The organism is Streptomyces sp. NPDC026538, from assembly GCF_055567535.1.
In genome coordinates this window covers 167,911-184,484 of sequence record NZ_JBVHQG010000002.1, presented here as the reverse complement: position 1 = coordinate 184,484, position 16,574 = coordinate 167,911, and the positions used below count along the sequence as shown (strand labels likewise).

7 protein-coding genes are annotated in these 16,574 nt (G+C 71.3%); all 7 read left to right on the top strand.

What is annotated here, in order from left to right; translation table 11 throughout:
* The first annotated feature begins 170 nt into the window (after positions 1 to 170).
* Positions 171 to 3,731: a choice-of-anchor D domain-containing protein gene (locus ACZ4N4_RS07685; RefSeq protein WP_467585645.1), complete on the top strand. Its 3,561-nt coding sequence runs from the start codon at positions 171 to 173 to the stop codon at positions 3,729 to 3,731.
* A 78-nt stretch (positions 3,732 to 3,809) separates the two neighbouring features.
* Positions 3,810 to 5,783 (top strand): glycoside hydrolase family 99 protein, encoded by a 1,974-nt coding sequence (locus ACZ4N4_RS07680; protein WP_467585642.1) that lies wholly within the window; start codon positions 3,810 to 3,812, stop codon positions 5,781 to 5,783.
* A gap of 32 nt (positions 5,784 to 5,815) precedes the next feature.
* Positions 5,816 to 6,430 carry a class I SAM-dependent methyltransferase gene (locus tag ACZ4N4_RS07675; protein WP_453569912.1) on the top strand — a complete coding sequence of 205 codons (615 nt, stop codon included), beginning with the start codon at positions 5,816 to 5,818 and terminating at the stop codon, positions 6,428 to 6,430.
* A gap of 137 nt (positions 6,431 to 6,567) precedes the next feature.
* The gene (locus ACZ4N4_RS07670; RefSeq protein WP_467585639.1) at positions 6,568 to 7,551 is read left to right on the top strand and encodes a hypothetical protein; all 984 of its coding nucleotides are present in this window, start codon (positions 6,568 to 6,570) and stop codon (positions 7,549 to 7,551) included.
* A gap of 85 nt (positions 7,552 to 7,636) precedes the next feature.
* A complete protein-coding gene (locus ACZ4N4_RS07665) occupies positions 7,637 to 9,481 on the top strand; it encodes an HSP90 family protein (RefSeq protein ID WP_467585636.1) in 1,845 nt (614 codons plus the stop codon).
* A 2-nt stretch (positions 9,482 to 9,483) separates the two neighbouring features.
* On the top strand, positions 9,484 to 12,417 hold the full coding sequence (locus ACZ4N4_RS07660) for a hypothetical protein (RefSeq protein WP_467585633.1): 2,934 nt from the start codon (positions 9,484 to 9,486) through the stop codon (positions 12,415 to 12,417).
* A gap of 789 nt (positions 12,418 to 13,206) precedes the next feature.
* Positions 13,207 to 16,530, top strand: coding sequence for a GH92 family glycosyl hydrolase (locus tag ACZ4N4_RS07655; RefSeq protein ID WP_467585631.1), 3,324 nt, complete (start codon positions 13,207 to 13,209; stop codon positions 16,528 to 16,530).
* The last annotated feature ends 44 nt before the right edge of the window (positions 16,531 to 16,574 follow it).

Here is a 16,574-nt window from a genome sequence, read left to right as displayed (position 1 = left end):
TTGTTGCAATGCTCTGTCTACTTCTTGCGTGTCCATGTCGAGGATATTACGGTCCCCCTCGCGTCGTTACCGCCTCCTGTATCCCCCCTCTCTCTCTTTGCGTCCCGTCCCTCCCTTTCTGGCGGTGTCAGCGGCACAGTTCCGGCATTTCGTGATCAAAGGAGTGGCAAGTGTTCCATTCCATCCGAGATCTGAGACGAGCCCTCGTCTGGGCGGTCAGCACCGCGATGCTGACTGTCGTCGGCGTCTTCGCGCTGGCCGCCCAACCGGCCGCGGCGGCGACCGCCGCCACCGGTGGCAGCGGTGCGAGCCTGCCGTACGTCGAGGTACAGGCGGAGAACTCCGCCAGCAACGGCACGCCCATCGGACCGAGTTACACCCAGGGCCAGCTGGCCGACGAGGCGTCGTACCGCAAGGCGACCACGCTGCAGGGCACCGGCCAGTACGTCACCTTCACCACGCCGGTGGCCACCAACTCGATCAACTTCCGGTACAGCATCCCCGACACCTCGGGCGGCTCGGTCTACACCGCCGCGCTGTCGCTGTACATCAACGGCGTCAAGCAGCCCGACTTCACCCTGACCAACGCCTACAGCTGGTACTACGGCAGCTACCCCTTCACCAACACACCGGGCAGCAACCCGCACCACTTCTACGACGAGGCCCACCGCCTGTTCTCCACCACCTATCCGGCGGGCACGACCTTCAAGCTCCAGGTCGACGCGGGCGACACCGCCTCCTCGTACACGATCGACTTCGCCGACTTCGAGCAGGTCGGCGCCGCCCTGACCGCGCCCTCGGGAGCGGTGTCGGTGACCAGCAAAGGCGCCGACTCCACCGGCGTGAGCGACGCGACCAGCGCGTTCAACGCCGCGATCAGCGCGGCAGGACCCGGCGGCACCGTCTGGATCCCGCCGGGCACCTACAACATCCCCGGGCACATCAGCGTCAACAACGTCACGATCGCCGGCGCCGGCATGTGGTACTCGACCGTCACCGGTACGGCACCCGGCTTCTACGGCAACTCCGCGCCCTCGGCCAGCACCGGCGTGCGTCTCCAGAACTTCGCCATCTTCGGCAACGTGCAGGAGCGCAACGACAGCGCCCAGGTCAACGGCATCGGCGGCGCGATGAGCGACTCGACCGTCTCCAACCTGTGGATCGACCACATGAAGGTCGGCGCCTGGATGGACGGGCCGATGGACGGGCTGACCTTCACCGGCCTGCGCATCCGGGACACCACCGCCGACGGCATCAACTTCCACGGCGGCGTCACCAACTCCAAGGTGACCAACAGCGACATCCGCAACACCGGCGACGACGGCATCGCCACCTGGGCGGACTCCGCCCTCGGTGCCGACGCCAACGACACGATCTCCAACAACACCGTGTCCCTGCAGATCCTCGCCAACGGCATCGCGATCTACGGCGGCCACGACAACACCGTCAGCGGCAACCGGGTGGTGGACTCCGGTATCACCCAGGGCGGCGGCATCCACGTGGGGCAACGCTTCACGTCCACGCCGGTCGGCACCACCACCATCTCCGACAACACCCTGATCCGGGACGGCAGCCTCGACCCGAACTGGCAGTTCGGTGTGGGCGCACTCTGGTTCGACGGCAGCCAGGGCGCGATCAACGGGCCGATCAACGTGACCAACGCGCTGATCCAGCAGAGCCCGTACGAGGCGATCCAGTGGGTCGAGGGCACCATCAGCGGCGTCAACCTCAACAACGTGACCATCGCCGGCACCGGAACCTTCGCCCTTCAGGAACAGACCGGAGGCGCCGCGAAGTTCACCAACGTCACGGCGACCGGCGTCGGTTACTCGTCCCCCGTGTACAACTGCTCGGGCGGCAACTTCGTCGTGACCGACGGTGGCGGCAACTCCGGCATCAGCGGCACGCCGTACTGCGGAGGGTGGCCCGCTCCGGTCTACCCGCCCTACCCGTCCGAAGGCGTGACGGCCACCCCCGGCGCGCTCAACTTCGGTTCGGTGGCGACCGGTTCGACGAGCGCGGCGCAGACCGTGACGGTCTCCAACCCGACCAACAGCGCCGCGTCCGTCTCGTCGATCTCCGTCGGCGGCGACTACTCCCAGACCAACACGTGCGGCTCGTCGATCCCGGCGAACGGCTCGTGCACGGTCAGCGTGAAGTTCACGCCGACCGCGACCGGCAGCCGTAGCGGCACTCTGACCGTCAACGCGGGCGGGAACACCAGCACCGTCAGCCTCTCCGGTACCGGCACCGCGCCGGGCCCGGTGCTGAACACCGACCCGGCGAGCCTGTCCTTCGAGGGCACGGTGGTCGGTTCGTCGGCCACCGCGCAGACGGTCAAGGTGACGAACTCGGGCACCACGTCGGCGACCGTCTCGGGAGTCTCGGCCTCCGGTGACTTCAGCCAGACCAACAACTGCGCCACCCTCGCGGTCGGCGCGTCCTGCACGGTGACCGTCGGCTTCAAGCCCACCGCGGGCGGCACCCGCAACGGCAACCTGACCGTCACCAGCAACGCCAACAACAGCCCCACCACCGTCTCCCTGACCGGCAGCGGCATCGACAGCACCACCAACATCGCCGCCGGGCGGCCCGCGACGGCGAGTTCGAGCAGCAGCCCCTACGTCGCCTCGAACCTCACCGACCCGGACGCCTCCACGTACTGGGAGGGCACGAACGGCTCGTTCCCGCAGTGGGCCCAGGTCGACCTCGGCCAGAACTACGGCGTCGGCAAGGTCGTGCTCAAACTCCCGCCGGCGACGGCGTGGTCGGCCCGCACCCAGACACTGTCGGTGCAGGGCTCCACGGACGGCTCCAGCTTCTCCACGATCAAGGCATCGGCCGGGTACACCTTCGACCCGAACGCCAACAACAACACGGCGACCATCACGTTCAGCGCCGCCACGGCGAGATACCTGCGGGTGAACATCACCGCCAACACGGGCTGGAACGCAGCCCAGTTGTCGGACTTCGAGGTGTTCCCCAGCGGCGGCGGCTCCTCGCCGGCGACCTTGTCGGCCAGCCCGACGTCGTTGTCGTATCCCACCCAGGCGCTCAACACCTCCAGCAGTGCGCAGGCGGTCACGGTGACCAACACCGGAACCGCGGCCGCCACCGTCTCGGGCATCACCGTCACGGGCGACTTCTCGCAGACCAACAACTGCGGTACGTCGATCGCGGCGAACGCCTCCTGCACCGTGAACGTCACGTTCAGGCCCACCGCGTCCGGCACCCGCACCGGCGACCTCAGCATCGCCAGCAACGCGTCGAACGGCACGACCACGGTCGCGCTGACCGGCACCGGTGCGGGCGCGACCAGCCGGAACCTGGCAGCCGGCGCGGCCACCACCGAGTCCAGCCACACCGACGTCTACCCGTCGTCGAACGTGACGGACGGCAACCAGGGGACCTACTGGGAGAGCGCCAACAACGCCTTCCCGCAGTGGGTCCAGGCCGACCTCGGTTCCGCGCAGAGCGCTAGCCGTGTCGTCCTCCAGCTCCCCGCGGGCTGGGGCGCCCGTAACCAGACGCTCTCCCTGTCGGGCAGCACCGACGGCTCCTCCTTCACCACCATCAAGTCGTCGGCCACGTACACCTTCGACCCTGCCACCAACAACACGGTCACCATCACGTTCACCGCGACCACCCAGCGCTACGTCCGGGTGAACATCACGGCGAACAACGGCTGGCCCGCCGGTCAGATCTCCGAGTTCCAGGTCTGGAACACCTGACCCGAGCTGCGGTGCCGCCGGGCGCGGGCGTGCCCGGCGGCACCGACCACCGAAGGCCACTCGACCAGAGGAGTCCAGATGGGTGTCACACGCAGAGTCTTCCTGAGGGCCGCGATCGCATCCACCGCGGTGGGAACCGTGGGAGCCACCGGGACGGTGCTCGCCCCCACCGCGTCAGCGGCCAGTGCGCCGGGCGACGTGGTCGGCAAGGTCACCGTCGGCTACCAGGGCTGGTTCGCCTGCATCGGCGACGGCGCGCCCATCAACGGCTGGTGGCACTGGAGTCAGGACTGGGGCCGGTCGCCGTCCCCGACCAACACCAACATCAAATGCTGGCCCGACGTACGTGAGTTCACCAAGACCTATCAGACCTCGTACGCGAGCCTCGGCAACGGCCGGCCGGCCACGCTGTTCTCCTCCTACGACCAGCAGACGGTGAACACCCACTTCCTGTGGATGCAGCAGAACAACATCGACACCGCGGCACTCCAGCGCTTCAACCCCACCGGCGGCGAGGGCCCCACCCGCGACGCCATGGCGACCAGGGTGCGCGGCGCCGCCGAGTCGTACGGCCGGAAGTTCTACATCATGTACGACGTCTCCAACTGGACGAACATGCAGTCCGAGATCAAGACGGACTGGACGAACAAGATGTCCGCACACACCGCGTCCCCGGCGTACGCGAAGCAGAACGGCAAGCCGGTCGTCTGCATCTGGGGCTTCGGCTTCAACGACCCCAACCACCCCTTCCCGGCCGACGCCTGCCTCGACGTCGTCAACTGGTTCAAAAGCCAGGGGTGTTACGTCATCGGGGGCGTCCCGCGCGAATGGCGGACGGGGACCGGGGGCTCGCAGCCCGGCTTCCTGGGCGTCTACCACGCCTTCAACATGATCTCGCCGTGGATGGTCGGCGCGATCGGCAACGTGACCGAGGCCGACAACGCCTACAACACCTACACCGTCCCCGACCAGGCCGACTGCAACGCCAACGGCATCGACTACCAGCCCTGCGTGCTGCCCGGCGACGTCTCCGGCCGGCAGCGCGCGCACGGCGACTTCATGTGGCGGCAGTTCTACAACGTGGTGCGGGCCGGGGTGCAGGGCATCTACATCTCGATGTTCGACGAGTACAACGAGGGCAACCAGATCGCCAAGACCGCCGAGACCCAGGCCTGGGTGCCCACCAACTCCGGATTCCTCGCCCTCGACGAGGACGGCACCGCCTGCTCCTCCGACTACTACCTGCGCCTGACCGGCGACGGCGGCCGCATGCTCAAGGGCCAGATCGCGCTGACCGCCACCCGCCCCACCCAGCCGACCCTTCCCACCGGCGGCGACACCACACCGCCCGCCGCACCGGGCGGCCTGACCGTCACCGGGCACACCAGCACCTCCGTCGCACTGGCCTGGAACGCCGCGACCGACAACGTCGGCGTGACCGGCTACCGCGTCCTTCAGGTCTCCGGCTCCACCAGCACACAGGTCGGCGCCACCAGTGCCACCTCGTTCACCGTCACCGGACTCGGCGCGTCCACCGCGTACACCTTCGATGTCGTCGCCCTCGACGCGGCGGGAAACGTGTCCCAGCCCTCCAACCAGGTCACCGTCACCACCGACGCCCCCTCCGGCACCACCAACCTCGCCCTGCACCGCCCCACCTCGGAGAGCAGCCACACCCAGGTCTACGCCTCGGGCAACGCGACCGACGGCGACACCAACACCTACTGGGAGTCCGCCAACAACGCGTTCCCGCAGTGGATCCAGGTCGATCTGGGCGCCGCCACCGGCATCAAACGGATCGTCCTCAAACTCCCCCCGGCGACCGCCTGGTCCACCCGTACCCAGACGCTCTCCGTCCAGGGCAGCACCGACGGCGGCACCTTCGCCCAACTGCTCGCCTCGGCGGGCTACACCTTCGACCCGGCGACCGGCAACACCGCGGCCCTCACGCTCCCCGCCACCGTCACCACCCGCTACGTACGACTCACCATCACCGCCAACAACGGCTGGCCGGCCGGGCAGGTCTCGGAGTTCCAGGTCTTCGGGGCCTGATACCCCGCCCACCCCGGCCTATAGTTCGTCGCATGAGTCGCTGGCACGAATTGACCGGGGGCACATCCGGGGCGGACTACGCCGCACGGTTCGCGGCCGTGGCCCGCAGCGGGAAGGACGTGCACGGCGAGGCGCGGTTCTGTGCCGCGCTCGTGCCCGCCGGAGCGCGGGTGCTGGACGCCGGGTGCGGGACCGGACGGGTCATGATCCGGCTCGCGGAGCTCGGGTACGACTGCGTCGGAGTGGATCTCGACGCGTCGATGCTCGCGGTGGCCCGGCGGCAGGCACCCGGACTGCCCTGGTTCCAGGGAGATCTGACCGCCTTCGACGCCGGCCTGCTCGGCATCGCGGCGGACTTCGACTTGGTGGTCGCCGCGGGGAACATCTTCCCGTTGCTCGCGCCCCACACCGAAGCCGCGGTGGTCGAGCGCCTGGCCGCGGCCCTGCGCCCCGGCGGCCTGCTGGTCGCCGGCTTCGGCCTGGACGAGGCCCACCTGCCCGTGCCGCCCGGCATCACCCTGGCCGAGTACGACGACTGCTGCGCCGCGGCCGGCCTCACCCTCGCCGACCGCTTCGCCACCTGGGACGCCGACCCCTACGACGGCGGCGGTTACGCCGTCAGCGTGCACCGCCGCCGGACACCCTGATCACCCTCGCGCCCGCCGGACGGCCGGCGGTCCGCCGAGGGGCGCGTGAACCACCGGTGGAAACCCTGTGGAAGTGCTGTCGGTGGTGCCGCCTATGCTGCACCCGATGATCACGCGGATCTTGGGGAGGGCGCGGCATGTTCGGCAAGCTGTTCGGCAGAGGCGGGGAGAGACCGGCGGCGGACCCGCACGCCCTTCCCGTGCCGCGCAGGCAGAACGGGGTCTACAAACTGCAGGCCCTCGGAGACACCCGGGTGATGGCGCTGGTGGTGGCGGCGGAGTCGGGTGACTGGGACGCGGTCAAGATGGCGTCGGCCCGCTTCGACCTCGGCCGCGACCACCAGGTGCTGGGTGAACTGTCCGACGTGGACGGAGTGCAGGACTGGATCGGCCGGGCCGTCGAGGAGGACAAGGAACACCGCGCGACGGCCCTGCTGATATCCGGCTCGCGCCACATCATCTGGGGCTGGGAAGCGCGAACCTCCGCGCGTGCCTCGCACGTCTCGCGGGATCAGTGGCGCGTCTTCTACGAGCGGCTCCGCATCGCCGAGGAGCACCTGCTCGAAGCCGCCGAGCTGCGGCCCGAGTGGATCACGCCGTGGCGTCGCCTGCTCACCTCCGGCCGCGGCATGTCGCTGGGGACCGCCGTCAACGAGGCCCGGCTCGATGCCGCGCTGCGCCGCGACCCGCTGGACCTGGAGACCCACATCGAGTGGGTGTCGCACCTCCAGCCGCGGTGGCACGGTGAGCCGGGCCAGGCCCTGGAGTTCGCGCGCAAGGCGTTCGCCGACGCCCCCGACGGCCATCGCCTCGGCTGTGTGGTCGCCATGGCCCATATCGAGGACTGGGTGGAGTCGGACGACAAGAACCGCCTCGACACCCCTCAGATCCAGCGGGAGTTGAGCGACGCGGCCAAGCGCAGCATCCTCCACCCCGGCTACGAGCGGCGCCCGGGCTGGCAGGAGGACTTCAACATCTTCGCCATGGCCCTGTCGCTGGCCTCCGAGAGCGTGGTGGCCCCACGCGTCTACCACGAGCTGGACGGTGCCTTCACCCGGTGGCCCTGGACCTACATGGCGCAGCCGGAGAAGGCGTACGCCCGGTTCCGGCGCCACGCCTGAGCAGGCCACCGTCGCCGGTGCCTCTCGCACCGCCCGGCACACCTCCCTCCCGCCACCCTTCGACCACCCCACCCCGGACTCCTCGATGACTCTGCCCCACACCCCCGCGAGCCCCGGCGCCGACCGCACCTTCCAGGTGGATCTGCGCGGCCTCGTCGACCTCCTCTCCCACCACCTCTACTCCAGCCCCCGCGTCTACCTGCGCGAACTCCTGCAGAACGCGGTGGACGCGCTGACGGCGCGGCACGGCCTCGAACCGGGCGCCCCCGCCGACGCGTTCGGCATCCGCCTGTACGCCGACGGCTCGGTGGTCCGGGTGGAGGACGACGGCGTCGGTCTCACCGAGGCCGACGTGCACGCCTTCCTGGCCACCATCGGCCGCAGCAGCAAGCGTGCCGAGAAGATCGCCGAGCAGCGCGGCGACTTCATCGGCCAGTTCGGCATCGGCCTGCTCTCCTGCTTCCTGGTCGCGGACGAGATCCACGTCCTGAGCCGGTCCGCCCGCACCCCCGACGCCCCCGCCGTGGAGTGGCGGGGCCGCGGCGACGGCAGCTACTCCGTCCGCACCCTGCCCGCCTCCGCCCGCCCCCAGCCCGGCACCACCGTCACCCTGACCCCCCGCGCCGACACGGGCGACTGGACCCGGCCGGCCCAGGTGCACGCGCTGGCCCGGCACTTCGGCTCCCTGCTGCGCCACCCGGTGACCTTCGACGACGGCACCGGCGGCCGGGGCGCGTCCGTCAACCCCGAGCCCGCACCCTGGGCGCGTACCCATCCCACGCCGGGAGCACGCGCCCGCGCGCTGGCCGCCTACGGCGAGGAGACCTTCGGGTTCACTCCGCTGGACACCATCGAGCTGGACCTGCCGGCCGTGGGCCTGAAGGGCATCGCGTGCGTACTGCCCGACGCGGTACCGGCCGGGCGCCGTCACGGCCACCGCGTGCACGTCAAGGGCATGCTGCTGTCCGAGCAGGCCGAGGAGATCCTGCCCGAGTGGGCGTTCTTCGTCCGCTGCGTCCTCGATGCCGAGAGCCTGCGCCCGACCGCGTCCCGGGAGTCCCTGTACGAGGACGACACCCTCGCCGCCGTCCGTGACGCCCTCGCCGAGCGGCTGCGCGCCTGGATCGCCCGCACCGCCGCCAGCGACCCCGACCTCCTCGGCCGCTTCCTCCAGGCCCACCACCTGGCCGTGAAGTCCCTCGCCGTGCACGACGACGAGATCCTGCGGATGCTGCTGCCCTGGCTGCCGTTCGAGACCACCGCCGGGCACGCCACGCTCGACGAGTTCGCGCGCACCCACCGCACCGTGCTCGTCACCTCCAGCGTCGAGGAGTTCCGGCAGGTCGCGGCGATCGCGTCGGCCGCCGGGCTCGGCGTCGTCAACGGCGGCTACACCTACGACCGTGAACTGGTCCACCGGCTCCCGGAGATCAGGCCCGAGGTCAGCGTCGCCGACCTCGACCCGGCCACGCTCACCGCCCACCTCGACCCCGTCGACCGGGAGACGGAACTCGCCGCCGCGGCCTACCTCGCCCAGGCCCGTGACGCCCTCGCTGTCTTCGACTGCGACGTCGCGCTGCGCACCTTCCAGCCCGCCTCGGCCCCCGCTCTCCTCCTCGACAGCCGCGAGGCCCGGCACGAGCGCACCCGCTCCCAGCTCGCCCGCGAACAGCAGGGCGGGGTGTGGGGCGACATCCTTGGCCACCTGCGTCAGGAGGCCCCGCGAGCCCAGCTGATCCTCAACCAGCTCAACCCGCTGGTCCGCACCGCGGTCACCATCGACGAGCCCGAACTGGCCCGCACCAGCGCCGAAGCCCTCTACGGGCAGGCCGCGATGCTGTCCCGGCGCCCGCTCAGGCCCGCCGAGTCGAGCCTCATCAACCGCTCCTTCCTCGACCTCCTCGCCCACGCCCTCCGCAAGGACAGCTGACGATGCCGACCGCACCCCATTCCCAGAGCACGGACGAGCTGTACCAGGCGCTCCAGGAGAACGACCGGCGCCCCTACGGCCGTACCCGCACCGTCACGGCCGAGGAACTGGTCGACGCCGCCGAGCAGTTCGCGGAGCCCCGCCCGCTGGTCCACGCGCTCCTCGCACTCCAGAAGGCGTACAACTACGGCTCCGAGCCCAGGAAGTCGCCCGTCGTCTTCGCCCGCGTGCTCACCCTCTTCGACGAGCAGCCCGACGTCTTCGACGAGCGGCTGCGGCACACGCTGTTCTGGCGGTTCAAGTGGGTCGCAGGCGCCCTGCTCGCCCTGCCCGAGATACCCCTGGCCAGCCTGCGCCAGTGGCTGACCGAGATGCGTGACCGGTACGAGAAGGCCGGTCTCGGACTCCAGCCCTACTACGGACAGGCGTACCACCTCGCCGCCCACGTCGGCGAGGGCACCGACCTGGCCTACGAGCTGTGGGCGGGACGGGACCGTACCCAGCTCAGCGACTGCGAGGCCTGCGAGATCTGCGAGCGCGCCCTGCACCACCTCGCGGCGGGCGACGACGAACGGGCGCTGCGCACCTGGGAGCCCGTCCTGGCCGGGAAGGAGTCCTGCCAGGAGGAACCCGCCCGCTCCGTCTCCTACGCGCTGCTTCCGCTGCTGCGCACCGGCGGCGCCGACCGGGCCCGCGAGCTGCACCTGGCCGGCTACCGCGGCTGCCGCCGCAACCCCTCGATGTCCGGCGAGGTCGGCCGGCACCTGGAGTTCTGTGCGCTGACCGGCAACGAGGCACGCGGCCTGGAACTCCTCGCGGAGAACCGGAACCTGTTCGACGACGTGGACTCGCCGCTGGACCTGCTCGCCTTCCTCACCGGCGTCGAGGTCCTCCTGCAGCGCGTCGAACTCCTCGGCCACGGCGACCTGCCCGCCGCCGGATACGCGGGCCGCAGCTGGACGGTGGCCGGCCTGCGCGCCGAGGTGCGCGGCCGGGCCGACGACCTCGCCGCCCGCTTCGACGCCCGCAACGGAACCACGGCCCACGCCGACCGGCGCCAGGCCCGCCTCGACCGCGCCCCTCTCCTGGACGCCCTGGAGCTGACCCTGCGCACCCGCGGCCTCGACGACGTGGCCCCGGCCGCCGCGCCCGCCGCCCGCCCCGCCACCACCGCCGTCCCCGAGTCGCTGCCCGAACTCATCGTCCGGTCACGGGAGCTGGATGAGCAGGGGCATCCGGACGCGGTGGTCTGCTGGGCGCGGCTGCGCACGCTCGTCGCCGACCCCGGCTACGCCCACCCCGACGACCCGGCCGTCGGGCCGCTCGCACAGTTGCGCGCGGACCTGCTGGCCGACGAGGCGGGCCGGGTCGGCCAGCAGGACGATTTCGACCGGGCGGCCGCCCTGTGGGAGGCGGCCGCGAGCCTGTACGACGAGGCCGGAGCACCGGGTCACGCCGCGCTCGCCCGTGCCTGCGCCGTACTCCCCACGGGGGACATCCCCGCGGAGGGCGGCGACGGACCCGAGGCGAAGGCCGCCGCGCTGACCGCCGCTCACGACGCCCTCGTCCGGCTGCACGAGGAGACGACCGGCTTCGCCCCGTACCAGGAGGCCCGTGTGCTGCGGCTGCGGGCGAGCGCGCTCGGCCTGCGGCTGCAGACGACGGGGGACGAGGAGCACATCGCGCCGGTCCTCGCCGAGGTGGACCTGCTGCTCGCCTTCGCCACCCGGCACGAGATCGCCGGACAGGTCTCCGGCGCCCGGCTGCTGCGGGCCACCACGCGCGCCCTCACCGGCGACCTGCCCGCCGCGGTCACCGAGGTCGACGCCCTCCTCGACCGGCTGACGGCTGACGGCCCCGCCTGGCACCTGCCCCGCACGCTCGGCCTGCGCGGCCGGCTCCGGCTCGGCCTCAGGGACGCGCAGGCCGCGTACACGGACCTGACCGAGGGCCTGCGGCTGGCCGCCGACTGGCCGTCCGACTCCACCGACACGGCACGCCTGCACGGTGACCTGGCCCAGGCCTGCATGCGCCTGGGAAGGCCCGACGAGGCGCTGCGGCACCTGACGCGCTCCGCGGAGCTGGAACTGCGCCACGGCAGCCGGACGGAGGCGTTCTGCACCTACAGCAACGTGGCCCAGCTCAGCCTCGAACTCGGCCGCGTCGAGGACTGCATCGCGCTGCTCGACTCCCTCCTGGCCGAACCGGACGTCGCCGCCGGCGAGGTGGACGACCGTCTCGTTGCCCAGCTGCGTCTGTACCGGGCCCGCGCGCTGCACGCGGGGGAGGACCTCAAGGCCGCCACGGCGGAGTTCGCCGCCCTCGCGGCCGAGTCGGCCGGCTGGGACGACGACCCCGCGAGCCACGCCGCGATCGCCGCGGAGACCGCCGTACTCCTCGCCGAGTCCGGCGAGTTCGGCCGCGCCCGCGAGGCCGCCGACCAGGCCCTCGCCGCCCACGCCCTGGCCCCGCGCTACGAGCAGCTCAGCGGATGCCTGCGCGAGATCGCCCGTCTCCAGGCCCAGCGGCAGGGTGCCGAGGGGCTGGCCGACGCCCTCGCCCTCCTCGCCGACGCGGGCAGGGTGGCCGACGAGGCCCGGGCCGCGGGGTACGAGGCCCGGGACCGCTCCCTGGACAGCGCCCTCGCCTACGAACACGGGCGGGTCAACGCCTACGCCGGTGCGTACGACACCGCCCTGGCCGCGCTGGAAAGGGCTCTCACCCTGCTCGGCGAACCGGGACCCGAGGACGACCACGCCGGCGAGTGGGCCGAGTGCGTACGGCTCGCGTCCGTCGTGGAGGGCCTCTACCTGGAGCGCCCCGCCCCCGCCCTCACCCGCCTCGACGCGGCGGTCTCCCGCCTCACCGCGCTGGGCCATACCGAGGAGACCGAGTCGCTGACCTCCCTGGCGGCCCAGCTGCGCGACGAGGGATGAGAACGAGGGGTGAAAGGACACCGCCCTTTCACCCCTCGCCCCCGGCGCATCGACCGGACCTGGCGCATCGACCGGACCCCGCGCGCCGACCGGACCTGGCGCGCCGACCGGACCTGGCGCGCCGACCGGGCTCCGCGCACCGACCGTGACCTCGCGCACCGACCGGGCCCCGCGCACCGACCGTGACCTGGCGCTCGGCCGGGCCGCCCGACGTTCCGGAGGCGCTGCCGCCGCCCCGGCCGAGGCTCGCCCGCGCCGGGAGAGGAGCCTTTGCTGGGAGGCCGTAACTCCCGCAAGGAATCGCATGGTTCGGCGCGGCTCCCGGCCCCTCCCGCGTCGAAGGCGGGCTCGCGTCCGCGACGGCATGGACCCGGATGGACGGACCGGCCAGGGCCTGTCCGCGACGGCATGGACCCGGATGGACGGACCGGCCAGGGCCCGTCCGCGACGGCACGGGCCCGCGCGGACGGACCGGCCCGGGCCGCGGCCGCCGGGTCCGGTGCGTGGCCGGCCGTGAACTTCGCACTCAGAAAGTCTTGTTGGCCTCGTTGACACGCCACAAGCACAGGCGTTTCACTCGACACTCGTGCATGGCAACGTTGTCAGGCCGTGGGAGCGACCCGAACCGTTGCCTGTCGCCGGCATTCCGGTGTTTTTCGGCGCGCCGACACCTGATGTGCGAAGCACGAACTGCTGCGGAGGCAACCGATGGTGAGACCCCGACGTCCAGCTGCACCAGCCGACCGAGCAAGATTCCGCCGACGCCTCGTCGCGATGTGTGTCCTCGGCATGGCAGCGCTGCCGCTTCAGGCGGTCGGAAGCGCCCAGGCCGCGGGCAACGCGACGCCGCCCCTCGTGAAGGACCCCGCGTCCCTCGTCAACCCTCTCATCGGCACCTCCGGTGCGGTGGACACCTTCCCCGGCCCCGACATGCCGGCCGGCATGGTGCAGTGGGGCCCCGACACCACGCCCCACCGCACGGACGGCGGCGGCTACGAGTACGCCGACAGCAAGATCTCCGGCTTCAGCCTCACCCATGTCTCCGGGCCCGGCTGCCCCGTCGCGGGCGACCTGCCCGTCCTGCCGGTGACCGGTGCGCTCTCCGGCGACCTCGGCAGCACCTCCGTCGGCTTCGGGCACGCCGACGAACAGGCCGGCATCGGGTACTACCGGGTCACCGATGCCCACGGGGTCAAGACCGAACTGACCGACACCACCCGCGCCGGGTTGGGCAGCTTCACCTTCCCGTCGGACCAGCAGGCGAACCTGCTGTTCAAGCTCAGCGGGGGCGCCACCCAGGTGGACGGAACCCGCGTCCAGGTGGTGAACAGCAAGGAGATCAGCGGCGCGGTCGACAGCGGTCACTTCTGCGGCGCGGCCAACCGGTACACGCTGCACTTCGACATCAAGTTCGACCGGCCGTTCACCGCGAGCGGCACCTGGGTCGGGTCCACCATCACCCCCGACGCCACGTCGCTGAAGGCGGGCAAGGTCGGCCGGCCCCCGCAGGCGTCCCAGTCGGCGCCGCTGAAGGAGAAGCACTTCACCGTCCCGGCGAAGCCGGCCCCGACGATCCACGGGAGCGGTGCCAAGACCTCCGGCGCGGCCTCCCTGACACCGAGCGCCAGTACCGCGTCCCGGTTGTCGAAGGCCGCCAAGGCCGCCCAGCCTCCCACGACCGGCGCCAACGGCATGTACCTGACCTTCGACACGTCGTCGAACCCCAAGGTGACGGCGAAGGTCGGTATCTCGTACACGAGTGACGCGAACGCGGCGGCCAACCTCAGCGCCGAGATCGGGAACTGGAACGTGGGCGCCGTCGAGCGGGCCAACCACGACGCGTGGAACACGGTGCTGAAGAACATCCAGGTCGGCGGTGGATCCACCGACCAGCAGACGCAGTTCTACACCGCGCTCTACCACGCCCTGCTGCACCCGAACGTCTTCTCCGACGCCAACGGCCAGTACATGGGCATGGACAACCAGGTCCACAAGCTGGCCAAGGGGCAGCAGGCCCAGTACGCCAACTACTCGGGCTGGGACACCTACCGCTCCCAGACCCAGCTGATGGCGCTGGTCGAGCCCAAGGTGGCGAGCGACGTCGTCACCTCGATGCTCAACGGCTACGACCAGACCGGGCTGTTGCCCAAATGGGCATCGAACAACGGCGAGAGCTACGTGATGGTCGGCGACCCGGCCGCCGGCATCATCGCCGACGCGTACGCCTTCGGGGCGACCGGCTTCGACACGGACAAGGCCCTCGCGGCCCTCCAGCACGAGGCCACCGTCCCGAACAACGACCGCCCCGGCGAGTCGGTGCGGGACGCGAAGGGCTACCTCCCGCTGGACGACAGCTACGGCTGCTGCAACTTCTACGGCCCGGTCTCCACCCAGCTGGAGTACGACTCCGCCGACTACGCCCTCGCCGCCTTCGCCAAGTCGCTCGGCAGGACGGCCGTCTACGAGAAGTTCGCCACCCGCGCCCAGGACTGGATGAACGTCTTCAACCCGCAGACCGGCTACCTCCAGGCCAAGAACAAGGACGGCCAGTTCGCGACCGGTTTCACCCCCGGCACCTCCAACGGCTTCGTGGAGGGCACCTCCGCCCAGTACACCCCCATGGTCCCCTTCAACCTGAAGCAGCTCATCCAGGCACGCGGCGGCACCAAGGCGTACTCGTCCTACCTGGACAGCCTGCTCGACGACATCACCCGGCCGGGCAACACCGACGCCGACCTGAGCAACGAGCCCAGCGTGGAGATCCCCTGGGAGTACGACTACACCGGCGAGCCGTGGAAGACGCAGGCGGCCGTCCGTGACGCCCAGCAGAACCTGTACTTCAACGCCCCGGTCGGCTCGTTCGGCAACGACGACCTCGGCGCCATGAGCTCCTGGTACGTCTGGTCCGAGCTGGGCCTGTACCCGGAGACCCCGGGTGCGGACACCCTGGTGCTCGGCAGCCCGGTGTTCCCCGTGGCCCAGGTGACCCTCGGCGGCAAGACGGTGCGGATCAACGCCCCGCAGGCCGCGACCGACGCGCCGTACGTGCAGTCCCTCGACGTCAAGGGCAAGGCGTGGAACGCCTCCTGGCTGACGTACCAGCAGTTCAGGGGTGCGGGCACCATGGACTTCACGCTCGGTACCGAGCCCGACACCTCCTGGGCGTCCGGCCCGTCGGCGGTGCCGCCGTCGGACACCACGGGTGGCGGCCGGGTACTGGCGGCGACCGGTCCCAGCAACGGTCTGGTCCTCCAGCCGGGCACGAGCGATGACGGCACCCTCGACCTGACCAACCTCGGCGGCAAGGCCGTCACGGTCGACTGGACGGCGACGGCGCCCGCCGGCGTCGCCGTGGACACCGCGTCCGGCTCGCTGACCGTGCCGGCCTCGGGCAGCGCCGAGGCGAAGGTCCACGTGACGGCGGGCCCGGACGAGGGCACGTTCCCGGTCACCTTCGCCCTGACCGACCACGACACCGGTGCGGCACTGTCCGGGGCGGCCCTCCGGGTCGCCGTGGCCAAGGCCGGTGCGCTGTGGCCGTACGACACCAACGAGGGCATCTACCCCGACGGCAGCAGCTACTCGGGCGGCTTCGACGGCGGCGGCTGGGCCTTCTCGCAGAACGCGCTGTCGGCGGCCGGTGTCACCAGCGGCTCCACCCTCACGGTCGACGGGGTCTCCTACACCTGGCCGACGGCGAAGTCCGGGCAGCCCGACAACCTGGAGATGGCCGGCCAGACCATCCCCATGCCGGCCGGCACCTCGGGCGCGTCGCTGGGTCTGCTGGGGGCGGCGGTCAACGCGCCGACCGACGGCAGCGGGGTCTCGGGCACGCTGACCGTCACCTACACCGACGGCACCACCTCGCAGGCGACGGTCGGCTTCTCGGACTGGACGCTCAACGGCGGTCCGAGCAAGCCGCTGCCGGGTGACACGACGGCCCTCACCACGGCCTACCGGAACACCGGGAGCGGCGGCCGGGACAACGTGAAGACCTACGTCTTCGCCACGAAGGTCCCGCTGGATCCGTCCAAGCAGGTGGCGTCGGTCACGCTGCCGGTGACCGGTTCGACCGGCACCGACCACCTGTTCTCCTACGGCTTCGGCCAGTAGGAGCACCCCGGCACCGACGAGGAGGGGCGGTTCCCGGACGCGCG

What these genes read in the sequence shown, in the direction of transcription:
- ACZ4N4_RS07675 (WP_453569912.1), top strand. Translation starts at nt 5,816, where the DNA reads ATGAGTCGCTGGCACGAATTGACCGGGGGCACATCCGGGGCGGACTAC.
- ACZ4N4_RS07665 (WP_467585636.1), top strand. Translation starts at nt 7,637, where the DNA reads ATGACTCTGCCCCACACCCCCGCGAGCCCCGGCGCCGACCGCACCTTC.
- ACZ4N4_RS07660 (WP_467585633.1), top strand. Translation starts at nt 9,484, where the DNA reads ATGCCGACCGCACCCCATTCCCAGAGCACGGACGAGCTGTACCAGGCG.
- ACZ4N4_RS07680 (WP_467585642.1), top strand. Translation starts at nt 3,810, where the DNA reads ATGGGTGTCACACGCAGAGTCTTCCTGAGGGCCGCGATCGCATCCACC.
- ACZ4N4_RS07670 (WP_467585639.1), top strand. Translation starts at nt 6,568, where the DNA reads ATGTTCGGCAAGCTGTTCGGCAGAGGCGGGGAGAGACCGGCGGCGGAC.
- ACZ4N4_RS07655 (WP_467585631.1), top strand. Translation starts at nt 13,207, where the DNA reads ATGGCAGCGCTGCCGCTTCAGGCGGTCGGAAGCGCCCAGGCCGCGGGC.